The organism is Ruegeria sp. HKCCD6647-2, assembly GCF_057221075.1.
Genome location: NZ_JBWVBD010000006.1, coordinates 173,307 through 196,752 on the forward strand (window position 1 = coordinate 173,307; position 23,446 = coordinate 196,752).

At 58.3% G+C, this 23,446-nt stretch carries 28 protein-coding genes; 11 read left to right on the forward strand and 17 right to left on the reverse strand.

Annotation, left to right across the window (positions count from 1 at the left end; all coding sequences use genetic code 11):
• Positions 1-304 precede the first annotated feature (304 nt).
• The 5 genes from AC2TDJ_RS16940 to AC2TDJ_RS16960 form a co-directional block, all read right to left on the reverse strand.
• Positions 305-562, reverse strand: coding sequence for a DUF6455 family protein (locus AC2TDJ_RS16940; RefSeq protein ID WP_480843851.1), 258 nt, complete (start codon positions 560-562; stop codon positions 305-307).
• Complete coding sequence (locus AC2TDJ_RS16945; RefSeq protein WP_480843852.1) at positions 562-831, reverse strand: DUF6455 family protein; 270 nt, start codon at positions 829-831, stop codon at positions 562-564. The genes AC2TDJ_RS16940 and AC2TDJ_RS16945 overlap by 1 nt, the downstream gene beginning before the upstream one ends.
• A 15-nt stretch (positions 832-846) precedes the next feature.
• Positions 847-1,098, reverse strand: coding sequence for a DUF6455 family protein (locus tag AC2TDJ_RS16950; protein ID WP_480843853.1), 252 nt, complete (start codon positions 1,096-1,098; stop codon positions 847-849).
• 69 nt (positions 1,099-1,167) lie between these two features.
• Positions 1,168-1,536, reverse strand: a complete 369-nt coding sequence (locus AC2TDJ_RS16955) for a YigZ family protein (RefSeq protein WP_480843854.1) — start codon at positions 1,534-1,536, stop codon at positions 1,168-1,170.
• Positions 1,533-2,237 carry a M48 family metalloprotease gene (locus AC2TDJ_RS16960; protein ID WP_480843855.1) on the reverse strand — a complete coding sequence of 235 codons (705 nt, stop codon included), beginning with the start codon at positions 2,235-2,237 and terminating at the stop codon, positions 1,533-1,535. Before AC2TDJ_RS16960 ends, AC2TDJ_RS16955 begins: the two co-directional genes overlap by 4 nt.
• A gap of 121 nt (positions 2,238-2,358) precedes the next feature.
• Between AC2TDJ_RS16960 and AC2TDJ_RS16965 the strand changes: the two genes are divergently transcribed.
• The 3 genes from AC2TDJ_RS16965 (at position 2,359) to AC2TDJ_RS16975 (ending at position 4,086) form a co-directional block, all read left to right on the forward strand.
• On the forward strand, positions 2,359-2,604 hold the full coding sequence (locus AC2TDJ_RS16965; RefSeq protein WP_480843856.1) for a hypothetical protein: 246 nt from the start codon (positions 2,359-2,361) through the stop codon (positions 2,602-2,604).
• Positions 2,605-2,812: 208 nt separating this feature from the next.
• Positions 2,813-3,391: a nitroreductase family protein gene (locus tag AC2TDJ_RS16970; RefSeq protein ID WP_480843857.1), complete on the forward strand. Its 579-nt coding sequence runs from the start codon at positions 2,813-2,815 to the stop codon at positions 3,389-3,391.
• On the forward strand, positions 3,388-4,086 hold the full coding sequence (locus tag AC2TDJ_RS16975; RefSeq protein WP_480843858.1) for an EI24 domain-containing protein: 699 nt from the start codon (positions 3,388-3,390) through the stop codon (positions 4,084-4,086). The genes AC2TDJ_RS16970 and AC2TDJ_RS16975 overlap by 4 nt, the downstream gene beginning before the upstream one ends.
• Positions 4,087-4,089: 3 nt before the next feature.
• Here AC2TDJ_RS16975 and AC2TDJ_RS16980 read toward each other — a convergent pair whose 3' ends face one another.
• Both AC2TDJ_RS16980 and mce read right to left on the reverse strand, forming a co-directional pair.
• Positions 4,090-4,365 carry a DUF1467 family protein gene (locus AC2TDJ_RS16980; RefSeq protein WP_480843859.1) on the reverse strand — a complete coding sequence of 92 codons (276 nt, stop codon included), beginning with the start codon at positions 4,363-4,365 and terminating at the stop codon, positions 4,090-4,092.
• Positions 4,366-4,374: 9 nt separating this feature from the next.
• Positions 4,375-4,779: a methylmalonyl-CoA epimerase gene (mce, locus tag AC2TDJ_RS16985; protein WP_480843860.1), complete on the reverse strand. Its 405-nt coding sequence runs from the start codon at positions 4,777-4,779 to the stop codon at positions 4,375-4,377.
• Between the two features lie 135 nt (positions 4,780-4,914).
• Between mce and AC2TDJ_RS16990 the strand changes: the two genes are divergently transcribed.
• Positions 4,915-5,628: a response regulator gene (locus AC2TDJ_RS16990; protein WP_480843861.1), complete on the forward strand. Its 714-nt coding sequence runs from the start codon at positions 4,915-4,917 to the stop codon at positions 5,626-5,628.
• Between the two features lie 253 nt (positions 5,629-5,881).
• Here the strand turns inward: AC2TDJ_RS16990 and aspS are convergent, their stop codons facing one another.
• The 4 genes from aspS to AC2TDJ_RS17010 form a co-directional block, all read right to left on the reverse strand.
• Positions 5,882-7,657, reverse strand: a complete 1,776-nt coding sequence (gene aspS, locus AC2TDJ_RS16995; protein WP_480843862.1) for an aspartate--tRNA ligase — start codon at positions 7,655-7,657, stop codon at positions 5,882-5,884.
• A gap of 79 nt (positions 7,658-7,736) precedes the next feature.
• The gene (locus tag AC2TDJ_RS17000) at positions 7,737-8,408 is read right to left on the reverse strand and encodes a CPBP family intramembrane glutamic endopeptidase (RefSeq protein WP_480843863.1); all 672 of its coding nucleotides are present in this window, start codon (positions 8,406-8,408) and stop codon (positions 7,737-7,739) included.
• Positions 8,405-9,052 (reverse strand): aminotransferase class IV family protein, encoded by a 648-nt coding sequence (locus AC2TDJ_RS17005; protein WP_480843864.1) that lies wholly within the window; start codon positions 9,050-9,052, stop codon positions 8,405-8,407. Before AC2TDJ_RS17005 ends, AC2TDJ_RS17000 begins: the two co-directional genes overlap by 4 nt.
• Entirely contained in the window at positions 9,007-10,134 is a 1,128-nt protein-coding gene (locus AC2TDJ_RS17010) for an aminodeoxychorismate synthase component I (protein WP_480843865.1), read from the reverse strand. The genes AC2TDJ_RS17005 and AC2TDJ_RS17010 overlap by 46 nt, the downstream gene beginning before the upstream one ends.
• A gap of 177 nt (positions 10,135-10,311) precedes the next feature.
• Here AC2TDJ_RS17010 and carB point away from each other — a divergent pair, with 177 nt between their 5' ends.
• From carB to AC2TDJ_RS17025, 3 genes are all read left to right on the forward strand, one after another.
• The gene (gene carB, locus AC2TDJ_RS17015) at positions 10,312-13,656 is read left to right on the forward strand and encodes a carbamoyl-phosphate synthase large subunit (protein WP_480843866.1); all 3,345 of its coding nucleotides are present in this window, start codon (positions 10,312-10,314) and stop codon (positions 13,654-13,656) included.
• A 235-nt stretch (positions 13,657-13,891) separates the two neighbouring features.
• Positions 13,892-15,016 carry a beta-ketoacyl-ACP synthase III gene (locus AC2TDJ_RS17020; protein ID WP_480843867.1) on the forward strand — a complete coding sequence of 375 codons (1,125 nt, stop codon included), beginning with the start codon at positions 13,892-13,894 and terminating at the stop codon, positions 15,014-15,016.
• A 154-nt stretch (positions 15,017-15,170) separates the two neighbouring features.
• Complete coding sequence (locus tag AC2TDJ_RS17025) at positions 15,171-15,728, forward strand: class I SAM-dependent methyltransferase (protein ID WP_480843868.1); 558 nt, start codon at positions 15,171-15,173, stop codon at positions 15,726-15,728.
• Positions 15,729-15,863: 135 nt separating this feature from the next.
• Here AC2TDJ_RS17025 and AC2TDJ_RS17030 read toward each other — a convergent pair whose 3' ends face one another.
• A complete protein-coding gene (locus AC2TDJ_RS17030) occupies positions 15,864-16,325 on the reverse strand; it encodes a hypothetical protein (RefSeq protein ID WP_480843869.1) in 462 nt (153 codons plus the stop codon).
• A gap of 351 nt (positions 16,326-16,676) precedes the next feature.
• On the opposite strand from AC2TDJ_RS17030, the gene AC2TDJ_RS17035 reads away from it, so the two are divergent.
• A complete protein-coding gene (locus AC2TDJ_RS17035) occupies positions 16,677-17,255 on the forward strand; it encodes a thymidine kinase (protein WP_480843870.1) in 579 nt (192 codons plus the stop codon).
• Here the strand turns inward: AC2TDJ_RS17035 and AC2TDJ_RS17040 are convergent.
• The 5 genes from AC2TDJ_RS17040 to AC2TDJ_RS17060 all read right to left on the reverse strand — a co-directional run bounded on the left by AC2TDJ_RS17040 (position 17,252) and on the right by AC2TDJ_RS17060 (position 20,460).
• Positions 17,252-18,202 (reverse strand): 2-hydroxyacid dehydrogenase, encoded by a 951-nt coding sequence (locus tag AC2TDJ_RS17040; RefSeq protein WP_480843871.1) that lies wholly within the window; start codon positions 18,200-18,202, stop codon positions 17,252-17,254. The genes AC2TDJ_RS17035 and AC2TDJ_RS17040 overlap by 4 nt on opposite strands.
• Positions 18,202-18,540, reverse strand: coding sequence for a tRNA-binding protein (locus AC2TDJ_RS17045; RefSeq protein ID WP_480843872.1), 339 nt, complete (start codon positions 18,538-18,540; stop codon positions 18,202-18,204). The genes AC2TDJ_RS17040 and AC2TDJ_RS17045 overlap by 1 nt, the downstream gene beginning before the upstream one ends.
• Positions 18,533-19,348 carry a pyrroline-5-carboxylate reductase gene (gene proC, locus AC2TDJ_RS17050; RefSeq protein WP_480843873.1) on the reverse strand — a complete coding sequence of 272 codons (816 nt, stop codon included), beginning with the start codon at positions 19,346-19,348 and terminating at the stop codon, positions 18,533-18,535. Before proC ends, AC2TDJ_RS17045 begins: the two co-directional genes overlap by 8 nt.
• Before the next feature lie 39 nt (positions 19,349-19,387).
• A complete protein-coding gene (locus tag AC2TDJ_RS17055; RefSeq protein ID WP_480843874.1) occupies positions 19,388-19,888 on the reverse strand; it encodes a type III secretion system chaperone family protein in 501 nt (166 codons plus the stop codon).
• Between the two features lie 323 nt (positions 19,889-20,211).
• Positions 20,212-20,460, reverse strand: coding sequence for an accessory factor UbiK family protein (locus tag AC2TDJ_RS17060; protein ID WP_480843875.1), 249 nt, complete (start codon positions 20,458-20,460; stop codon positions 20,212-20,214).
• Positions 20,461-20,557: 97 nt separating this feature from the next.
• On the opposite strand from AC2TDJ_RS17060, the gene lgt reads away from it, so the two are divergent.
• From lgt to pgeF, 3 genes are read left to right on the forward strand one after another with little or no spacing between them, the layout of a single operon-like run.
• Positions 20,558-21,445 (forward strand): prolipoprotein diacylglyceryl transferase, encoded by an 888-nt coding sequence (gene lgt / locus AC2TDJ_RS17065; protein ID WP_480843876.1) that lies wholly within the window; start codon positions 20,558-20,560, stop codon positions 21,443-21,445.
• A complete protein-coding gene (locus AC2TDJ_RS17070; protein WP_480843877.1) occupies positions 21,442-22,509 on the forward strand; it encodes a class I SAM-dependent methyltransferase in 1,068 nt (355 codons plus the stop codon). Before lgt ends, AC2TDJ_RS17070 begins: the two co-directional genes overlap by 4 nt.
• The gene (gene pgeF / locus AC2TDJ_RS17075; RefSeq protein ID WP_480843878.1) at positions 22,506-23,264 is read left to right on the forward strand and encodes a peptidoglycan editing factor PgeF; all 759 of its coding nucleotides are present in this window, start codon (positions 22,506-22,508) and stop codon (positions 23,262-23,264) included. The genes AC2TDJ_RS17070 and pgeF overlap by 4 nt, the downstream gene beginning before the upstream one ends.
• Positions 23,265-23,446 lie beyond the last annotated feature (182 nt).

Sequence of the window (23,446 nt, forward strand, 5' to 3'; positions counted from 1 at the left end):
TTTGAAGTTTGGCCCTGAACATTGAATCCGGCATCAGCACCTGACAAAGAAGCCGCATGTCCGACGCTCCGTTCATCGCCCGGATGTCCCTGTTTCCCGTGGAGGTGCCCGAGGGCAAAAGCCGTTTCTGGTGCGTTTGAGGGAGGTCACACAAACAGCCGTTTTGCGATGGATCGCACAAGAGAACAGATTTCGGACCCGTGAAGTACACAGCTAAGGAACGCAAGAAAGCCTATCCCTGTGGCTGCAAAAAACCGGCACGGCACCATCTTGCAACGGCAGTCACACAGGGCTCTGACAGTGATTAAATCAAGTCGTTAAGGACGTCCGCGTTGGCGCAGAAATCAGGCGCCGTTCGGGCGCGGGCCTGTTGAGCCGCGAGCCAGAACTGACAGTTTTCACTGCAATCCGCGGTGCGGCATTTGGTTACCATCTCGGCATAGTCGTGCGACGAGAGTTTTCCTTCGGCCATCGCCTCGCTCAGTGAAACGCCCATGCACCGGGCCACGGAACGCGTCAGCCAAAAGTGCTTTTCGATATCCCCCAGCGAATTCTGTGGCATTAGCTTACCTGCGTCCTTCTGGCTTTGAGCGCCGCAAACCGCGATTGGTTCGGACAGGTGCATGGCGCGACTTGTGCAGCTTCATTTTCGTCCAACCAGTCCGGGCAGGCATTGGCCCATTCACACCCACGACAATGTTGCACCATCTCGGACCAATCCTGTTGGCTCAGATAGCCTTCACGGTGCGCCGCTACGATATCGGTTCCGGTGACCTTCCCCATCCGCAGAACCAGACGAAGGTGGGTCATGATCTCTCCGAGTTGCGGCATGATGGCCCCTCTTTGTTATGGCGCTAATCGAGCCAGCAGGTCCCTGTTACGGCAGTATTCCGGCGCTGCGGGATCGGCGTGTAATTGCGCCAGAAAAGTCTCGCAGTGACCGGGGTTGGGACACTCGGTGCACTGAAGAACAGCATCCGAGATTTCATCCACCCGCAGACTGCCGCCTATGGCGGCTTCTTCCAAGTCTACGCCCAGCTTCGTGGCCATCTGATCCACCAGCCCGGCATGGTGTCGCAGCGTTTCGCGGCGGGACATGCGGTTTCCTTTCCGTTTCGCGTCTGCGTTAACGGTACCGCATCGAAAGGTCTGCGCCTTTGACTCATGTCAATGCCCGGATTCCAGGTGATCCAGATAGGCACGGGTGGCATCTTGTACACGGCGAAATCGGTCGCCACCCAGTTTTTTGCCACCATACCAGCGGGTTACCACAATGACGTGATCTTCGAGCATGGCGCGCTGCATCATCCGCAGGATCACCATGGCCGCACCGGTTTCGCCATCATCCGCCTTCAGGGCACCCGTCGGCAAAATTGCGGCCCAAGTGTTATGCGTGGCCTTGGCATAGGCCTTGTCGGATTTCAGCTCTGCCAGAACCGCATCCACGTCCTGCCGACAAGAGACGCGCGCGCCGGTCACTGCATATTTCGACCCCCGATCGCTGAGGACCACACCCAGACAGGTCATGCGCGTCATTGCGTCAACCCCAGCTCCGCTGCGGATTGCAACACAACCTGAACCCGTTTGGCATTGGGCGGGTGAGTAGCCAGAAAGCGGTCTCCCGGGTCGGGAATCTTTCGAAAGAAATTCATACCAATCAGCGGATTATACCCGGACGAATACGTAATTACTGTTCCAAGCCGGTCTGCCTCAAGCTCAAATTCCTTGGAATAGCTCTGCACGCCGACTTCGGCACCCAGTTCCTGTGCCCGTTCGACGCCGGCGTCGTCTTCACCTTGCGATCGGGCGAGATCTCCGAAGATTCGGGCACTTTCCTTGGCGTTTTCGGCCTGACGTCGGATATGGCCCAGAACGTGGTGCGCCGCTTCGTGTCCCATGACAAAGGCCAGCTCGTCAGAGTTCTGCGCCGACCGGATCATGGATTGCGAGAAGATAATGACCGGGCGCCCGTCTGCGTCCAGCGTTTGCATGGCGTTTGCGGGTGAACGCGGGTTCAGATCGACCAAAATCCCAAAGTCGCAATTGACGTCACGTGTGTGGCGCAGGCACTCGGTTCGGGCTGCGGCCCCGACCTTTTGACTGACCTCGGCGAAGTTGCGTGCCATGACTTGCAATTCGGGTGTGTTTGGCTGCCAAACTTCGGCCGGCACGGCAACAAGCGAACGGTATCCGCACGCCGCCAGAGACAGAACCAGCATCAGGGCAAGGCGGCGCATTCAATTTCCTTTCAGTCACTCCTGCCGGCAGGCAAGCATAACGCGGCAAATTCGGCTCGACCACTATCGAATTGGTTCGACGCGGGTTGCATTAGGCGTCACAGCCCTGCACTCTGCGAACATGTTTTCGATTGAGCATGAATTCGACTCGACAGTGATTACTCTGGTGGATGAAGGCCCTAAGCCTTTGCAAGAGGATGTCGTCATCAACAGCTTTGCCGAATGTGTCACGCTGGAACAGTTGGACCCGCGCACAGACAAAGTTCAAAAAATTACCCTTTCACCGGAACAGGTGCGCGACCTTGCGGCGGCACTGGATCTGCCTGAAGGCGTCTATCAAGTCCGGGCAACAGCGCGCGACCGATAGTCCGCATCAGGACTTTGGCAAAGGACTGCACATTGCCGTGACGGTAGTGATACGTGTCGCGCAGATCTGGTGGCAGCCTGAACAGGGCGGCACGCGTATTTTTTTTGTTTTTCCGGTTGAGAATCTTCCATCCTTCCCATCAGTTTGCACTTGAAACAGGGCCCTGCCCAACCGAGATACATCTGGGCCATGTAAAGGAAGTTAACATATGTCGCTGAAATCTCCCGCCGCGCTCGAATTTCTGCAGAACCGTCGCTCTCGCCCGGCCAAAACGTTGGTGGCTCCGGCCCCGACGCGGGAAGAACTGAAGCCTTTGCTGAACGCGGCCGCGCGCAATCCCGATCATGGCAAACTGGAACCCTGGCGATTTATCGTTCTGGAAAAGGGCGCGATGCACCGCTTGGCCGAATTGACGGAAACGCGCGGTGCTGCCATGGGCAAAAGCCCCGAAGACGTTGCCAAGGCACGAAGTCAGTTCGACATGGGTCTGTTGGCGGTGGCCGTCGTCGAGGTTCAGAAACCTTCGGATAAGGTGCCTTCAATCGAGCAAACCTATTCTGCCGGGGCGGTCTGCCTGGGTCTGCTCAACGCAGCGCTGGCGGCGGGATGGGGCGCGAACTGGCTGTCCGGGTGGCAGGCGCATGACAGAGAGTTCTGCAGACAGGCGTTGGGATTGGACGAAAACGAACGCGTTGCCGGCTTCATCCACATCGCCACCGAAAGTGTCGCCCCGCCGGAACGGCCTCGACCAGATGTCGAGGCCCTGACGCAGTGGGTTTCTGAATGATCATTCTGAACGCCTTCTTTTCAGCTTTGGGTCAGATCGGAGACCCGAGATTCCGAGGCGTCCTGTGGCGCGGCGTCGGCCTTACGATCCTGCTGTTGATTGCGGCCTGCGCCGGCGCGATCTGGCTCATAAATACATTGTCTGGGAATGAGATCACGTTGCCCTTTGTCGGCGCGGTGCCTTGGCTGAACGATGTGCTGAATTACTCGGGCATCGTTTTGGTGCTGATCTTGCCAGTGTTCCTGATGGTCCCGGTTGCATCAGCCATCACGTCCATGTTTCTGGAAGAAGTCGCGCAGGCCGTCGAGGACAAACACTATCCAAATCTACCCAAGGTTCCCGGCATCCCATTTGGCGATGCTCTGAGGGATACCATTGCCTTTCTTGGCGTCCTGATCACGGCCAACTTGCTGGCGCTGATCCTCTACGCGATCTTTACACCACTTGCACCATTCATCTTCTGGGGCATGAACGGGTTCCTGCTGGGACGCGAGTACTTCACCCTTGCCGCCATGCGGCGGGTGGGTCGAGAAGGTGCACGAAAACTGCGGGCCAAGCATTCAATGACAATCTGGCTGGCCGGCACGTTGATGGCCATTCCGCTCTCAGTGCCTCTGGTCAACCTCGTGATCCCGATCATCGGGGCGGCGACCTTCACGCATATCTATCACGGGCTGTCAGGTACAAAACCCTAACACTTACTCACGAGGCTCCAACTGGTTGAGCCAGTCGAAATCGCGAACCGAGATCACGCCCGACAGGATAATTCCCGCGATGATTGCCCATAACACCACCGAAATCCCGGTGGTAATCCACAGTTTTTTCTTCATGTGATGGATTTCGGGGGCGCCCGCATGTGTGCCCGGTACGATTTCACCCAGGTCTCCCTGCGTCTTGATCCGCACGGGCAGCACAACCAGTAAGGTCAAAAACCAGATAACGGCAAAAAGAACCAGCGCTGCGGTGATTGTCATCGGGTGGCCTCAGACCTGTTCCAATTCAACCAGACAGCCGTTGAAATCCTTGGGATGCAGGAACAGCACGGGCTTGCCATGCGCCCCGATCTTGGGCTCGCCCGAGCCCAGCACACGGGCACCCGTTTCCTTCAGATGGTCACGAGCGGCAATGATGTCCTCGACCTCATAGCAGACGTGATGGATCCCGCCCGAAGGGTTCTTTTCCAGAAACCCTTTGATCGGGCTGTCATCACCCAGCGGATAGAGCAGTTCGATCTTTGTATTGGGCAGTTCGATGAACACAACCGTTACACCATGATCGGGTTCGTCCTGTGGCGCGCCAACCTTTGCGCCCAGCGCGGTGCGGTATTGCGCCGACGCGGCCTCGAGGTCGGGAACTGCAATGGCGACATGATTCAGGCGGCCGATCATGGAACTCTCCTCTGTTCTGCGTTGCAGCGGTTATGGGGGGTGTGCGGCCAAAGGGCAAGTGCGCCAAAACGCGCGTTAACCCGGTATTAGCCAGAAGTTCTTAGCGTGAGGCATCTGCTGATAAGGAGTTCTGCCATGGACGATTCGGGACCTTTCGAAGCCCCCTCTGCCACCGCGTTGCGGCCATTGCTGGGACAGACCATCCTGGTGGTCGAGGATAGCCGCTATGCCTGCGACGCCATCCGCCTGATGTGCCTGCACAGTGGTGCGCGTATTCGGCGGGCCGACTGTTTGAAATCGGCTCGGCGGCATCTGCGGATATATCGTCCGTCAGTCATCATCGTGGATATGGGATTGCCCGACGGCTCCGGGGCGGATTTGATCGCGGATCTGACCCACGCCACACCTCGGATCGGCGTTATTCTGGGCCTGTCCGGAGATGATGCGGCAAAAGATCTGGCACTTCAGGCAGGGGCGGATGGGTTTCTGGCCAAACCACTGACTTCTCTGGCCTATTTCCAGAGGACAATACTGGAACTATTGCCCGAAGACCGACGCCCGAGCGCGTTGAGCGCCGTGAGGGACGACACCATAAGCCCTGATCCGCTGGCCTATCAGGACGACATGGCTCATATCGCGGATGTTCTGACCGGCCCTACGGATCACCAAACGCTGGATTACGCTGCACAGTTTCTGAGCAGCGTCGCTCGGGATGCCGATGACACTGTATTGGCGGAAGCCGCTCAACAACTGGCGGCCTCGCGGGCTTGCGGCGCTCCGGTCACAGCGCAGGCCGCACGAGTTGCCGGGCTGGTTCAAATCCGACTGGAACGGCAGGAAGCGATCTGAAATGGTGACAGCCTATTTCGTGACCGCCTCGATGTTGTGTTATTGGGCCCATCGTCAAACCAGACGAAAAGCTCACAACATTCGCGCCAACCGACAACGGCTGGGCAATCCGCTCGGGTAGATTGTTGGATTCCCCGGTTCCGGAAGTGGCCAATTGCCTGCGTTTTCAGTGCAGAAATCAACCGGGAAGCGACGCGTTTCAGAACCAGCACCGCCATACGCAAACCGCCCGCTCTGGGGCGGGCGGAAAGGGTCAGTCCTGCGGGATGATCCGGAGGCCGAGCTCCATCAACTGATCCGAAGTCGGATCGGACGGCGCATCCATCATGAGGTCTTCGGCGCGCTGATTCATCGGGAACATCATGACCTCGCGGATGTTGGCCTCGTCGGCCAGCAGCATAACGATCCGGTCGATACCCGCAGCGCAGCCCCCGTGCGGCGGAGCGCCATAGTGGAACGCATTGAACAGAGCGCCAAAGCGGGATTTCACTTCATCCTCGCCATAGCCAGCCAGTTCAAAGGCCTTCAGCATGATCTCAGGTTTGTGGTTCCGGATCGCGCCCGAGACCAGCTCATAACCGTTACAGGCTAGATCGTACTGATAGCCACGTACGTCCAAAGGATTGCCGTTCAGCGCTTCCATCCCGCCCTGCGGCATCGAGAACGGGTTGTGTTCGAAATCGATCGCGCCGGTTTCCTCGTCCTGTTCATAGATCGGGAAATCCACGATCCAGGCGAAGGCAAAACGGTCTTTTTCGGTCAGGTTCAGTTCCTCACCGATCACGTCGCGCGCTTTACCGGCAACTTTTTCAAAGGCCTTCGGCTTTCCACCCAGGAAGAACGCTGCGTCGCCAACGCCCAAACCCAGTTGCTGACGGATCGCTTCGGTCCGCTCGGGGCCTATGTTCTTAGCCAGTGGACCTGCGGCCTCCATCCCTTCGCCCAGATCGCGCCAGAAGATATAGCCCATACCGGGCAGACCTTCTTTCTGCGCAAAGGCGTTCATGCGGTCGCAGAACTTGCGGCTGCCACCAGTCGGCGCGGGGATGGCGCGGATTTCTGTGCCTTCCTGCTCCAGCAGCTTCGCGAAAATTGCGAAGCCACTATCGCGGAAGTGGTCGGAGACCACTTGCATTTTAATTGGATTGCGCAGGTCGGGCTTGTCGGTGCCGTACCAAAGCGCCGAGTCTTTGTAGGAAATTTGCGGCCATTCCTGATCAACCTTTCGACCACCGCCGAACTCTTCGAACACGCCGGTCAGAATGGGTTGAATCGTGTCGAACACGTCCTGTTGCTCGACAAACGACATCTCGAGGTCGAGCTGGTAGAAGTCGGTGGGCGAACGGTCGGCACGTGGGTCTTCGTCGCGGAAACACGGCGCGATCTGGAAGTACCTATCGAAACCCGAGACCATGATCAGCTGTTTGAACAGCTGCGGCGCCTGCGGCAGTGCATAGAACTTGCCCGGGTGCAGACGCGACGGCACCAGGAAGTCGCGCGCGCCTTCGGGCGAGGACGCAGTAATGATCGGCGTCTGGTATTCGCGGAACCCCTGATCCCACATCCGGCGGCGCATCGAGGCCACCACGTCCGAGCGCAGGGTCATGTTGCGTTGCATCGCCTCGCGTCGCAGGTCCAGATAACGATAGCGCAGGCGAGTTTCTTCAGGGTACTCCTGATCGCCGAACACCATCAGCGGCAGTTCCTCGGCGGCACCCAGCACCTCCAGCTCGCGCACATATACTTCGATCTCGCCGGTGGGCAGTTTCGCGTTCACCAGTTCGGGGTCACGCGCCTTGACGGTGCCATCGATGCGGATGCACCACTCGGAGCGCACTTTTTCCAGTTCGGCAAAAGCTGCGCTGTCGCCGTCGCACAGAACCTGCGTGACGCCAAAATGATCGCGCAGGTCGATGAACAGGACACCGCCGTGATCTCGGACACGATGCACCCAGCCGGACAGGCGTACGGTTTCGCCAACATTGGCGGCGGTCAGAGCGGCGCAGGTGTGGCTGCGATAGGCGTGCATGGATCATATCCCTTCGGGCGCAAAATTCGTCGCGCCGGTACACCGCGTCAGGTCCGGAAAGTCAAGGCAGGTTGCGCCGTCAAAACGGTCTTTGCACGTTGCCCGAGTAGAAATAGACACCCAATCCCACGGCAAAGATGATATTGCCCGCAATGGCGTGCAGCAGAACGGCAAAGAAAAACGATCCGCGCTTGCGATAGGCCCAAGAAAACAGCAGCCCGCCCGCAAATGTCATGACCGCGACGATCCAGCTCCAATACATCAGGTGAGCCAGTGAAAACAGCGTCGCATTCAACAGATAGGCGACGCGTCCGTTGGGCAGGATCGCATGGTATCGGCGGTAAAAGAGCGACCGGAACAACAACTCTTGCGGCAGGGCAGAGGCCAGCGGATAGCCGACCCAGATAAAGGCCAGCAATTCGGGCCGATACAGCAAAAGGCCAAACGCCGCGTCGGGCCGTGCGATCAAAACGATTGCCGAACAGACAGCCACCATCGCGACTGAGAAGCAAAATACTTCAACCCAGGACCAACTGCGCCATCCATAGCGTAGCTCGGCCCAGGAAAATCCCGGTGTGCAATGCAGCAAAATGATGCCCAGTGCGGTGAAGGCAAACAGCGAAGGAAACATCCAGTCGGGCGGAAATAGCACTGCGATCAGCACTGGTGCTGCAACATAGAACAGGCCGAATTCCAGCTTTAACCGCAGATGGGTATCAGGGGCTTCTGCCCAGTCACTTTGTTTGCTCACCTTGTCACCAACTCAGCCCGGATCAATCCTCTCAGGGAGTTCCCGAGATGGATAGTTCGCGCATTCTGCAAGTCGGTCAAGGTCAGCACGGCCTCGGTAACCTGTTTAGTATCCAATAATTCTTCGCGCAGGACACCGGGAAGCAGCCCGCTGGACAGCGCCGGTGTCAAAACTTGACCATCGGGCATATCAAGAAACAGGTTGGTGATCGTGCCTTCGCACAGTTCCTCGCGTTCATTCAGAAACAGTAGCTCGTCGACACCCTGGGGTAAGGATGCGCGTGCGGTGTCGTACACTGCGCGGCGGGTTGTCTTGTGGCGCAACCAGATGTCCGCGGCAGCAAGGCGTTTTCCTGAAACAGCCAGCTTCCATACTGCTGGATTGGCCGCGAGTTCTCCGGTCGTGACTTCAAAACCGCCCGCTGCATCCAAAGTCAGACGGCAGCGCAATGGCACACCCCCGGCCACAGCTTCCAGGGCTTTAACTGCCGCCTTGATGTCAAAGGGAATTCCAAAGGTCGCAGCCGTCCGGGCCATGCGGTCCAGGTGGCGGTTACGTCGGATAAATCCCTGCCCCGGCCGGAAGGCCAGCGTTTCGATCAGGCGGAAATCAGGCTCAGCTGGTGGGCGAAGCGGGCTTTCCATAGCGCCTCCTCATATTCAGACGGAGCGGTGCTGTCCCAGACGAGACCGCCGCCTACGTTCAGCGTCGCGGTGCCGTCTTCGACCATCAGGGTGCGAATGGCCACGTTGAATTCAGATCGCCCATCCGGCGCAGCCCAGCCGATGGTTCCGCAGTAAATGTCCCGTGGCCAGGGTTCCAGATCCGACAGGATTTCCATTGCTCGGATCTTGGGGGCGCCTGTGATCGAACCGCACGGGAACAACGCGTTCAGAATGTCCGATAGCCCCACGCCCAAATGCAATTGCGCCTGAACTAGTGAAACCATCTGGTGGACCGTGGCATAGGTTTCGACCTTGAACAGTTCGGGCACCTTGACTGACCCCGCCAATGCAACGCGGCTGATATCGTTGCGCAGCAGGTCGACGATCATCAGGTTTTCGGCCCGGTTTTTTTCGTCCGATGAAAGAAACGCGCGGCGGCGGGCATCTTCGACCGGGTCTTCGCAGCGCGGCTGCGTACCCTTCATCGGACGCGTTTCGATACGTCCCTCTGCATCGGTTCGGAAAAACAGCTCGGGCGAGCGGCTCAGCAGATCCGGCAGCCCGTCTTGCTGCACCAGTGCGCCGTGCCCCACAGGTTGCCCAGCCGCCAGCGAGGCATAAATCGCGGCGCTGTCACCAGAGACTTTCAGGTCGATCGGAAAGGTCAGGTTAGCCTGGTAGATGTCGCCCGCCCCAATAGCATTGTGAACCGATTGGAAGGCTGGCGTATACCGCGCCTCGTCCCAACGTGGGCTGAATTCGGTGATTTCACCCGTTGGTTTGGGTAATCCAACCCGGTCGGGCGCATCGAACACCCCAAAACACAGCAGGGGCAATCTGCGCGCCTCGGGTAACCGGGCCGCCAGGCGCGGTTCCAGAACATATCCCAGCTCATAGCTCGCGTACCCGGCCAGCCACGCGCCGTCCGCGCGCGCCTCATCCAGCGCCGCCAGAGCCTGGGGCACATCCTCCGCGTTGTCCGCGCGGATCACATGAGACGGGTGCTCAAACCGGGTGCCTCGCCCGGCCGGTCCCTGATCGAAACGAATACGCAAGTGCATCCTCTTTTGCCGTGCGTCGCGATATAGAGAATAGTCTGCCGAGGGAAAGGGGGGAAAGCGGCAATTTCGCCTCTGTTTCCGATACCCCTTGAACCTTTTCGCGCTGTCCCTATAACGCACGACAATTTGGGCGCTTGGGCGGTGCCCTGACTCGCGGACAATCGAAGGGAAAAGGCCATGCCGAAGAGAACCGACATTCAGTCGATCATGATCATCGGGGCGGGCCCCATTGTCATTGGTCAGGCGTGTGAATTCGACTACTCGGGCGCTCAGGCCTGCAAGGCGCTGCGCGAGGAAGGGTACCGAGTCATTCTGGTAAACTCGAACCCCGCCACGATCATGACCGATCCGGGTCTGGCGGATGCCACCTATATCGAACCGATCACGCCCGAAGTTGTCGCCAAGATCATCGAGAAAGAGCGCCCCGACGCCCTGCTGCCTACGATGGGCGGGCAGACCGGCCTGAACACATCACTGGCGCTGGAAGAGATGGGTGTGCTGGAGGAGTTCGGTGTCGAGATGATCGGCGCCAAGCGCGACGCCATCGAGATGGCCGAAGACCGCAAGCTGTTCCGCGAAGCGATGGACCGGCTGGGCCTTGAGAATCCGAAGGCGACCATCGTGACCGCGCCCCGCAAGGAAGACGGCTCGGCCGATCTGGATGCGGGCGTGCAGATCGCGCTGGATGAACTGGAGAATATCGGCCTACCCGCCATCATCCGCCCGGCCTTCACCCTGGGCGGCACTGGCGGTGGTGTGGCTTATAACCGTGAGGATTATATCCATTTTTGCCGCTCGGGCATGGATGCTTCGCCGGTCAATCAAATCCTCGTCGACGAAAGTCTGTTGGGTTGGAAAGAATACGAGATGGAGGTGGTGCGCGACACAGCCGACAACGCCATCATCGTCTGCTCCATTGAAAACGTCGACCCAATGGGCGTGCATACGGGCGACTCGATCACCGTGGCCCCGGCGCTCACGCTGACCGACAAGGAATACCAGATCATGCGCAACGGTTCGATCGCCGTTCTGCGTGAGATCGGCGTGGAAACCGGCGGGTCTAACGTTCAATGGGCGATTAACCCGGACGATGGCCGGATGGTCGTGATCGAGATGAACCCGCGCGTGTCGCGCTCCTCGGCGCTGGCCTCAAAAGCGACCGGTTTCCCAATTGCCAAGATCGCCGCGAAGCTGGCGGTGGGCTACACGCTGGACGAGCTGGACAACGACATCACCAAGGTCACGCCTGCCTCGTTCGAGCCGACCATCGACTATGTCGTCACCAAGATCCCGAAATTCGCGTTCGAAAAATTCCCGGGTTCCGAACCCTACCTGACCACCGCAATGAAGTCGGTGGGTGAGGCCATGTCCATTGGCCGCACGATCCACGAATCGATGCAGAAGGCTCTGGCCTCGATGGAATCGGGCCTGACAGGGTTTGACGAAATCGAAATTCCCGGGCTGAACGTGGGCGTCTGGGAAGAAGCGGACGACAAGGCCGCCGTAATCAAGGCGATCAGCCAGCAGACGCCTGACCGTCTGCGCACCATTGCGCAGGCTATGCGCCACGGCCTGACTGACGACGAAATCTTCGGCGTCACTAAGTTTGACCCCTGGTTCCTGGCCCGTATTCGCGAGATCATCGAGGCCGAGCGTCAGATACGGAAAGACGGCCTGCCAGTGACCGAAGAAGGCATCCGCAAGCTAAAAATGCTGGGCTTCACCGACGCGCGTTTGGGTGACTTGACCGGCCGCGACGAGGACAACATCCGCCGCGCCCGCCGCAACCTAGGAGTCAACGCCGTGTTCAAACGGATCGACACTTGCGCCGCCGAGTTCGAGGCCCAGACGCCTTATATGTATTCGACTTACGAAGCCCCGATGATGGGTGAGGTCGAATGCGAGGCCCGCCCGAGCGACCGCAAAAAGGTCGTCATCCTCGGTGGTGGCCCGAACAGGATCGGTCAGGGGATCGAGTTCGACTATTGCTGCTGTCACGCCTGTTTTGCGCTGACCGAGGCCGGCTATGAAACCATCATGGTCAACTGCAACCCCGAGACGGTCTCGACCGACTATGACACCTCGGATCGTCTGTATTTCGAGCCGCTGACTTTTGAGCACGTCATGGAGATCCTGACGAAGGAACAGGAAAACGGCACGCTGCACGGCGTCATCGTTCAGTTCGGCGGCCAGACCCCGCTGAAACTGGCCAACGCGTTGGAGGCCGAAGGCATCCCGATCCTCGGTACGACCCCTGACGCCATCGACCTGGCTGAGGATCGGGAAAGATTCCAGGCGCTGGTTAACGAGTTGGGCCTGAAACAACCCAAAAACGGCATCGCATCCACCGACGAGCAAGCATTGGAAATCGCCGAGGATATCGGTTTCCCGCTGGTGATCCGCCCGTCCTACGTGCTGGGCGGCCGTGCGATGGAAATCGTGCGGGACATGGATCAGCTCAGACGCTACATCAACGAGGCCGTGGTGGTTTCCGGCGACAGCCCGGTTCTGCTGGACAGCTATCTGGCCGGTGCAGTCGAGCTGGACGTGGATGCGCTGTGCGACGGCACAGATGTGCACGTTGCGGGCATCATGCAACATATCGAAGAAGCTGGCGTACACTCGGGCGACTCTGCCTGTTCGCTACCGCCCTACTCTTTGTCGAAAGAAATTCTGGCCGAGATCAAGGATCAGGCATTCAAACTGGCCAAGGCGCTGAACGTTGTCGGCCTGATGAACGTGCAGTTCGCGATCAAGGATGACGAGATCTACCTGATCGAGGTCAACCCGCGTGCCAGCCGTACCGTGCCCTTCGTGGCCAAGGCCACCGACAGTGCGATTGCATCCATAGCCGCGCGCGTCATGGCGGGGGAAAAACTGTCGGACTTCCCGATGCGCCCACCTTATCAGGAGGGCAAAGACACCAAGATTGCCGACCAGATGACGCTGGCCGATCCGGACATGCCTTGGTTCTCGGTGAAAGAGGCGGTTCTGCCTTTCGCCCGTTTCCCGGGCGTCGACACGATCCTCGGTCCGGAAATGCGCTCGACCGGCGAGGTGATGGGCTGGGACCGCGAATTCCCTCGCGCTTTCCTCAAAGCGCAAATGGGGGCCGGAATGGTGCTGCCGTCCTCGGGTCGGGCCTTCATCTCGATCAAGGACGCCGATAAAGGCACAGCCATGCTCGAGGCAGCGCAGGTTTTGGCGGCGCAGGGTTTCTCTCTGGTCGCCACCCGCGGCACGCAAAGCTGGCTCGAGGAACATGGTGTCGCGTGCGAGGTGGTCAACAAGGTCTATGAAGGTCGCCCGGACGTGGTCGACATGCTGAAGGACGGTCAGGTGCAATTGTTGATGAACACCACCGAAGGCGCGCAGGCGGTCGAGGACAGCAAGTCCATCCGCTCCATCGCGCTCTACGACAAAATCCCTTACTACACGACCGCTGCGGCAAGCCATGCCGCCGCGCTCGCCATTAAGGCGCAAGCCGAAGGGGATGTGGAAGTAAAGTCGCTTCAGGGATAAGACCCTTCCTGCCCTGCTTTAGGATTACAAAACCCCGGCCAACGCGTCGGGGCTTTTCTTATTACGGGTTGCCCATCCGTTGGATCTGCCCCGGTGCGTCGGCGGAAAAGCACGCAATGCTGCAAGAATTGACACCGAATGTGACCCGAACGCGCATATTCCCTTAGGTCAACATGCCTTGATCAAATGCTGTACCGGCTGCATTTTGTGCAGATCAAAACATTCAGGACCCACCATGTATACGCCCGCGATCACCGGTACCGGAGTTTTCACGCCTCAGAACATCATCACGAATGCCGAGCTTGTCGAGGCGTTCAACGCCTATGCCGATCGCCAAAACGCCGAAAACGCCGAAGCCATCGCCGCCGGAGAGATGGAACCGATGCAGCATTCCTCGGAGGAATTCATCCTTAAGGCTTCGGGCATTGAAAACCGTTACGTGATGGACAAGACCGGTGTGCTGGACCCCGAAATCATGCACCCCTCTTTACGTCAGCGCAGCGATGACGAACCCGGAATCATGACCGAAATGGCGGTGGATGCTTGTAAAACGGCGCTGGCACAGGCCGGGCGAACGGCTGCGGACGTTGATCTGGTCATCTGCGCGGCGTCCAACCACGAACGCGCCTATCCCGCTATTGCGATAGAAATTCAACAGGCGCTGGGAATCAAGGGCTTTGGTTTCGATATGAATGTCGCCTGTTCGTCGGCTACGTTCGGTATTCAGGCGGCGGCGGATATGGTGCGCTCGGGCTCGGTCCGGGCGGCGCTGGTGGTGAACCCCGAGATTTGCTCGGGCCACCTGGAATGGCGGGACCGTGATTGCCATTTCATTTTTGGTGATGTCGCCACAGCCACGCTGATCGAGCGCATCGAAAACGCCAATGGCCCGCATTTCGAGATCCTCTCGACCCGATGTGCCACCGAGTTCTCCAACAATATCAGGAACAACAACGGGTTCCTCCGACGTTCTCGTCCGGATGGTATGATCGACCGTCGCGACATGCAATTCATGCAAAACGGTCGGAAAGTGTTCAAGGAAGTTCTACCCATGGTCAGCCGCCACATCGCTGACCACATGGAGGCCGAAGGTGTCGCCAGCGAGACCCTGAAACGCCTGTGGCTGCATCAGGCCAACAAGACGATGAATGACTTCATTGGCAAAAAGGTCCTTGGACGCGAACCGGAAGACGGAGAGCAGCCCAACATCCTGCAGGACTATGCAAATACGTCCTCGGCCGGTTCGATTATAGCCTTTTCCAAGTATTCCGATGATCTGACGGATGGAGATATCGGCCTGATCTGTTCGTTTGGAGCGGGGTATTCGGTGGGGTCGGTGATCGTGAGGCGGCATGGGTGACGCAAATAACGTTCTCCAGTAGGGCGGAGAGGCCGAGAGCTTTCTCCGCCTCCTAGATTTAAGAAAACTTGTGTGCCAAGTCTTCTTGATGGTGAATTCAACCACGAACACCACACCTCGCTACGAATCCGCCGCGCCCCGGTGGAGAGATAAAATGCGGGCGTTGGGATATTATGACGGGTATCTCGGATTTCTTTCTGCGTCCTCCCATTGCCCAAAGCCTGAGATCAGCGTCGTCGATGTCGGCGCAGGCACGGGTTCTTTCGCGGAAGCATGGGTCGCGGCTTTCGGCGCACCCGGTGCGTTGACTTTGCTCGACCCCAGCGGTGCCATGCTCGAACGCGGCCTGACCGCATTGCGCGCGCGTGGTGTAGAGCCCCAGTTGGAAAAGTGCGTGCTGAACGAGGCGGCTCTGAAACCTTCAGACGTAGTTTTGGCCGCCCATGTGATCGAACATTGCGATGACCCATTGACTGCGCTGCGGGCCATCCATGATCTGTTAAGCCCCGGTGGCCGGTTGTATCTTGTTGTTTCGAAACCACATTGGTGCAATGCGATAATTTGGTTTCAGTGGCGACATCGCACCTTTCGCAAGGACGAGATCATTGAGTTATTGCGAAAGGCAGGTTTCAGCGTAGAGCGCGTCCATGCTTTTCCGTCAGGACCACCTTCGCGAACAAGCCGGGGTATCGTGGCCGTTCGTGCGGCTTGATCCTGACTTTGGCCCTAACGTCGAAGCGGAACTTCAACAAATACGAACCCTATTCGAATGTGTGTTGCGTTGCGAAATACCCAGACACGCCGTTGACGCGACCGCGCTTGACCACGTTAGGGAGCGCGTTTGGGTTCAGCTCACACTCTCTTCTTCCAGGTGCAGCTTCATCTCGATCAGCACCTGTTGCAGCAGGCTGGTCTCTTTCAACAAGCGTTTGGCCTCGTTCACGGTAATTATGCCGTCTTCAATCGCGGCCTGATATTCGGTCATCAGCATTGCAAAACGTTGGCTCAGCGCGATGACGTCCGAGTTGACGCCCCCGGTCCGGGGATTGTCGGAATTTCGGCCGTCATACGACAGCGTGATGTTTCGAAGATCGGCAAGTGCAGATGTCACGTGCGGAAACGAAGAGGCATTCTCCAACCGCGCTACTGCGTCCACCGGCATGAACCGATCCGCATGCTCAGCATTGTCGGAATAGTATCGACCCAATGTAGCCTTGGATTTGCCGGTGATCTCGCACGCGGCTTCGATTCCGACGTCTTTGACCAAAGCTTCGGTATGCTTTTTCAGATAGGCCCCGATATCCGCCATTTTGTTACCTTTGTTACCTGCACACCCACCCCGCCTGTCCATGCGGGGGAAAGGGTGGGGAAATTTCCCATATTCGATTCATAATTGAAATGCCATAAATTGACTATCCCTCAGATATGCAGGGATTTTGTGAGTGAGTGGCGGCCGTTCGTGCCGGTAAAGAGTGGTAGTAGGGCACCATTTATAGCCCTGCCGTTATAGGCCTCATGGTGGCCGGTGCGCCGCTGTTGTGATATCGGGATATCCATCCCCAAGAGCATCTGCTCGATCCCGAGGACCGCAACGGCGGCGTTGCTTTTTCAAATAGATAGACGACTTGCCCCCGCGGGCTGCGCGAATTAGACCCGCGTCATGGCCAAGCTGTATTTCAACTATTCCACCATGAATGCCGGCAAATCGACCGTTTTGCTGCAAGCCTCGCACAATTACCGCGAGCGTGGCATGGACACTTATCTGTTGACCGCCGCCATAGACGGGCGCGCCGGAACGGGGCGCATCGCTTCGCGCATCGGCATTTCGGAAGAATCCGACACATTCCGCCCGGAAGATAATGTATTTTTGATGATCGAGAGACGGTTAAAACAGAGTCCGGTAGCCTGTGTCTTCGTCGATGAGGCTCAGTTTCTGTCCGAAGATCAGGTCTGGCAACTGGCCCGGGCGGTGGATGATCTGAAGATCCCGGTACTTGCCTATGGCTTGCGGGTGGATTTTCAGGGCAAGTTGTTTCCGGGCTCGGCGGCATTGCTGGCACTGGCAGATGAAATGCGGGAAGTTCGGACCATATGTAAATGCGGCCGCAAAGCGACAATGGTGATTCGTCAGGATGAAAACGGTCAGGCGATCACCACTGGGGCTCAGGTGCAGATCGGCGGGAACGAGACTTACGTCTCGCTCTGCCGAAAGCACTGGCGTGAGGCGGTGGGCGCCTAAACCGGGTTGAGTAATGGGCGCGCCGCTATATACGCGGCAACGTTGTCCAACGCCATTTGCCCCATATCGGTGCGCACTTCCTCGGTGGCCGTCCCGAGATGTGGCAGCAGGGTTACATTCTCCATATCACACAATGCCTGCGGGACGGCGGGTTCGAACTCATACACGTCCAGCCCGGCACCTGCGATCTGGCGCGCTTGCAGGGCCGAGATCAGGGCGGCTTCGTCCACGACCTCGCCCCGTGCGATGTTGATCAACAGCGCCGTGGGCTTCATTGCCGTCAAAACCTGCGTGCCGATCAGATGGCGGGTTTCTGCTCCGCCCGGCACAGCCAGCACAAGGAAATCGACGTTTGATGCCAAAGCCAGAAGATCGGGTGCGTGAGTCGCCGGGAAGTTGAGGTCCTTCGGGCTGCGCGCAGTGTAAGACACCTGCATCCCGAAGCCGAAATGGCAGCGCCGGGCAATGGCCTGACCGATGCGGCCCATGCCAACGATCCCGACATGCTTTCCGGTGACGTGATGACCCAACATCTGCGTTGGGTGCCACCCCTGCCATTCACCTGCCCGCACCAATCGTTCCCCTTCGCCGGCGCGTCGGGCGGTTGCCAGCAGCAGGGTCATTGCAATGTCTGCCGTGGCGTCGGTTACCGCGCCGGGCGTGTTGGTGACCTCGATCCCCGCAGATCGGGCAGCCGCAACGTCGATATGGTTGTAGCCAACCCCAAAATTTGCCAGCAGTTTGCAGCGCTGCGCTGACATTTCCGAAAAGACCTGTGCCGAAAACTGATCGCCCAAGGTAGGTACCACAACGTCAAATTCCGTCAGGGCTTGCACCATTTCTTCGTGTGTCATTGGCAGGGTGCTGTTGCGCATTTCAACGTCGAATTCGGATCGCGCCCGGGTCTCAACGGCCTCGGGCATCGGGCGTGTGATCAACACTTTCATCAGTGCATCCTTCCGCCGACAGGCACTTCACCATCTGGCCCGATCAATACGATCTCACCTTTTTCATCCGGGAGACCCAAGACCAGAACCTCGGACATGAACTTGCCGATCTGGCGCGGCGGAAAGTTGACCACCGCCATCACCTGTTTGCCGATCAGCGTCGACGGGTCGTAATGCGCGGTGATCTGAGCCGACGTTTTTCGCTCGCCGACCTCATCGCCGAAGTCGATCCACATCTTGATCGCGGGTTTGCGCGCTTCGGGAAAGGGTTCGGCACGGATGATTTCGCCTACGCGGATGTCGACCTTCAGGAAATCGTCAAAGGAAATCTCACTCACGCGAAAGCTCCTTCGATCGGTCGGTTGCAGCTTTGACTGCGCGGTGCAGAAGATCGGGAAACCCCTCCTCTTCATGCATCAAAACCTCAAGCGCTGCCTGCGTGGTGCCGTTGGGTGAAGTCACATTGACACGCAACTGCGCCGGGTCTTCTTCTGCGGCCATGGCCAAAGCCCCTGCTCCGGCCACTGTGGACTTGGCCAGTTTCATCGCCAGCTCATGTGGCAAGCCCTGCGCCTGACCAGCAGCGGCAAGGGTTTCGATCAGGTGAAAAACGTAAGCCGGACCCGAACCGCTGAGACCGGTCACCGCGTCCATCTGCACCTCATCTTCCAGCCGAACGGTTTCCCCGACTGCAGAAAGCAGATTTTCAGCCAGCTCCAGATCGGTTTCCGAGACATGCGAATTTCCGATCAAAGCCGTAATGCCTTGCCGGATCGCCGCCGGTGTGTTGGGCATCGCCCGGACGATGGGTGTCCCTTCACCCAGCACCGCCTCAAATGTCGCCAGAGATGTGCCGGCTGCAACCGAAACGAACAGGCATCTGCTTTTCCCCAACGCCTGAATGGAGGGCAAGGCTTCGCCCATCATCTGCGGCTTGACGGCCACCAGAACCACTGCCGGGGCTTCGGGCAACGCTGTGTTGATGTTGACACCCTGCGCCTTGAGCCAATCTGAAGGATAGGGATCGATAACCCAGACGGATGCGGCCGGAAGGCCATGCTCAAGCCACCCGGCGAGCATGGCGGATCCCATTTTCCCACATCCCAGAAGCACAAGCCCCTGTTCAGCGACACGTGACATGTCCATGATTGCCCCTCCCCTTACTTGTCGGTTCGGGGCAAAGCTTTACGCGCGGCCGTAAGCCTCTGCAATGGCGACTTGCATCGCTTCTTCGGGGGAGCGGTTCCCCCAGGTCACCAGCTGGATCGCCGGGTAGTAGCGCTCGGCGCTCAGTACGGCGGCGTTGATCATCGTATCGATCTGCTCGGGGCTGGCCATCTGGCCACCTGCAAGCACAAGACCATACCGATAAACCATCAGCTTCTGGTTGGCCCAATACGTGAACGCGCCAGCCCAGCACTGATCGTTCATCTTGTTGAGCAATTCATAAAGCTCGGGATCACGATCCGTTGGTGGTTCCATTTCGAACGAGCAAACCATCCGCAGCGTTTCATCATAGTTGGACCACGCCAGCGTGATCGAATAGGTGCGCCACTGGCCTTCAACAGCCATGGCGATCTGATCATCCCCGATGCGGTCAAAATCCCAGTCGTGGTGTTCAGCCAGATGTTCAACAATGTCGATTGGATGAAGGTCTTCTTCGAGAAACTGCTCGGAAAGGGCCATAATGCCACCTCACTCATCTCTAGCATTTCGGGGCTGGCAGTGCCCCAGCGCTAGTTGCCTGCTCTACAAGCCGGGCTTCCCCCATAGGCTTGTACTAAATATGGTGCGATGCGAGCGGGGTTCTGACAACCCTATTTCTTGGGGATAAGAGCAATAAGTTGTGGACAGCCGGCAACGGCGATCAAAATATTGGCGTGGGATGCAGCTTTGTCTTGATTAAATTCTGCGAGGCGTCACACTACAGCGCACCGCACAACCCGGCACAGGATTGTACGGTGGATGGAATTGTCCTGACAATCTGGGTGACGCGGGGGAAGCTGGTGCTATTTGTACAGTTTCGCCTCAAGTGCGGCGATCCGTTCCTCGAGCGCTGCGTTTTCTTCACGTGCTTTCTGGGCCATCGCGCGAACTGCATCGAATTCTTCGCGCGTGACGAAATCGCGATCAGCAAGCCAGCGGTCGATCATCGACTTCATGGCATTCTCGGCCTCTTCCCGCGCGCCCTGCGCCACGCCCATGGCGTTGGTCATCAACTGGGAAACGTCGTCGAGAATCTTGTTGCGGGTTTGCATGGCTTTACTCCGATATCGCGATTGGTCTCTATATGGGTAAAGAATGGCCCGGGCTCAAGGTTGACTTGCCACGCCAACCCCGGGCAATGAGACGCACATGCAGGCTGTTCTGAATTTCCCCGATCTGTCGCCCGAGCTGTTCTCGATCTCATTGTTCGGGATGGAGCTCGCGCTGAGATGGTACGCCTTGGCCTATATCGCGGGCATCCTGATTGCCTGGCGCATGGCGATGATGGCGCTGCGGCGCCCTACCCTATGGCGGAATGACTTGCCGCCGATGAAGCCCGAGCAACTCGAGGATCTGGTCACGTGGATCATCTTAGGTGTCATTCTGGGCGGTCGTTTGGGCTTTGTGCTGTTTTATCAACCATCGTACTACTTTTCGCACCCTCTCGAGATTCTGAAAGTCTGGCAGGGCGGGATGGCCTTTCATGGCGGATTGCTTGGTGTGGTACTCGCCTCATTTCTGTTTGCGCGGCGTCATGGCATATCCGCCCTGTCGCTTGGCGATTTGGTGGCTTACACGGTACCGCCAGGTTTGTTGCTGGGACGGTTGGCGAATTTCGTCAACGCCGAGCTGTGGGGTCGCCCAAGCGAATTGCCCTGGGCGGTGATCTTTCCCGGAATGGCGGCGCAGGACTGTCCCGGTGTCGTTGCGGGCATGTGCGCCCGGCATCCGTCGCAACTCTATGAAGCAGCGCTTGAAGGACTGCTACTTGGGGCATTGCTGATTTGGTTGGCTTATCGGCGCCAAGCGTTTTGCAAGCCGGGCCTGATCATGGGCGTCTTTCTTGCCGGCTATGGCGCATCCCGGTTCATCGTCGAATTCTTCCGGCAACCAGATGCACAGTTCGTTTCCCCCGGCAACCCGTTGGGGCTGGCATGGCATGTGGGCGGGTATGGTCTTACCATGGGGCAGATGCTGTCACTTCCGATGATTGCCCTTGGCCTTTGGTTTGTATGGCGAGCGGAGCGTGCAACATGAGCCTCAAGGATCATCTGCTTGCCCGCATCCAACAGGATGGCCCGATGAGCGTAGCGGACTTTATGACCGAGTGCCTGCTGCATCCCGAGTTTGGGTATTACATGACCCGCGATCCATTGGGTGCTCAAGGCGATTTCGTCACGGCACCCGAGATCAGCCAGATGTTCGGCGAACTGATTGGGCTCAGTCTTGCGCAGTCATGGCTGGATCAGGGACACCCGGAGCAAATCGCTTTGGTCGAACTCGGTCCCGGGCGTGGGACACTTATGGCCGATATCCTGCGTGCGACCCGCAAAATCCCTGGGTTTCACGATGCCGCACAGATCATCTTGCACGAGGTCTCGCCAGCGCTGCGTGAGATCCAAGCCAAAACACTGGAGGGATATTCCCCCCGGTGGATCGACTCACTTACCGAGTTACCTGATCAGCCCCTGTATCTGGTCGCCAATGAATTTTTCGACGCGCTTCCAATCCGTCAATTTGTTCGGGACCAAAATGGCTGGCGTGAACGCCTGATCGGGGCTGAAGCAGGAAATCTGACATTTGGGCTTGGCCCGCAAGCCGCTCAGGTCGCTCTGGCGGATCGGCTGAAGGATACGCAGGACGGAGATCTGGTCGAATTGTGCGCCGCGGCGATTCCGATCCTCACGGTAATAGCCAGTCGCATCGCGACAGAAGGTGGTGCAGCGCTGATCATCGATTACGGCGACTGGCGCTCTCTCGGTGATACGTTTCAAGCGTTGCGCGCGCACGAGCCTGCAAACCCACTGGACGCGCCCGGTCAGGCAGACTTGACCGCGCATGTTGACTTTGAGCCGCTGGCCATTGCGGTCCATGCGGCGGGTTGCGGGCACACGCGATTGACAACACAAGGCGTGTTTCTGGAGCGCCTGGGAATTGCGACACGGGCCGAGACACTGGCCGCCGCGCAAAGCGGACCGGCGCTCGACTCGTTGATTGCCGCGCATCGACGGTTGACGCATCCAGATGAAATGGGAAACCTGTTCAAGGTGCTGGGTCTCTACCCTTCATATTCCACGCCGCCACCTGGACTGGAGCGATGACACTGGAAATTCTCACCTCGGATCTTCTGTCCCACGTTCGCCATGGGTTCTTCACGCGCCGCGGAGGCGCTTCCTCGGGGATCTTTGCCGGGTTGAACTGCGGGCTCGGGTCGTCTGACCTGACCGAGGCCGTTGCATTGAATCGTCGTCGCGTCGCGAACGCAATGGACGTCGCTCCGGAGGCTCTGGTCGGAGTGCATCAGGTCCATTCGCCGACTGTCCTGACGATTGATGCACCTATCAACGGAGAAAAACCCAAGGCCGACGCGGTAGTCACAGCGACACCGGGGCTGGCCCTGACAATTCTGACCGCCGACTGCCAACCGGTGCTGTTTGCCGATCCTGACGCAAAAGTGATCGGGGCTGCTCATGCCGGATGGCGCGGCGCACTGGACGGCGTGCTTGAGGCGACGCTTGACGCGATGGAAGGGCTGGGCGCAAACCGCCAAAACACTGTGGCCGTGATTGGGCCAACAATTTCGCAGCGGGCCTACGAGGTCGGCCCGGAGTTTTTGGACGACTTCCTGTCGGATTCACCGGAAAACGCCCGATTCTTTGCAAATGGGCAAGGCGACCGGTTGCAATTCGACCTGCCCGCATTCGGTTTGCATCGGCTGCGGGAAGCAGGCGTCGGCCAAGCCGAATGGACCCGGCACTGCACGTATTCCGATCCGGACAAGTTCTTTTCCTATCGTCGCGCCACCCATTCCAATGAAGTTGATTACGGGCGTCTGATTTCCGCCATCAAGTTGTAATTCTGGCCCGAATTAAGGCAGCTCTGCCCAGATTCTGCCACATTCATTGTGTTTATCTGAATCAGAATCGTTTCAAGTTTTCACTAGTCCTCAGGCAGTTACCCGGTACTTCACCCTGACCTGCCTGATCTGGTTAACCAAGGAGTACCAATAACCTTCATTTTGTCCTGAATTCATCCCGG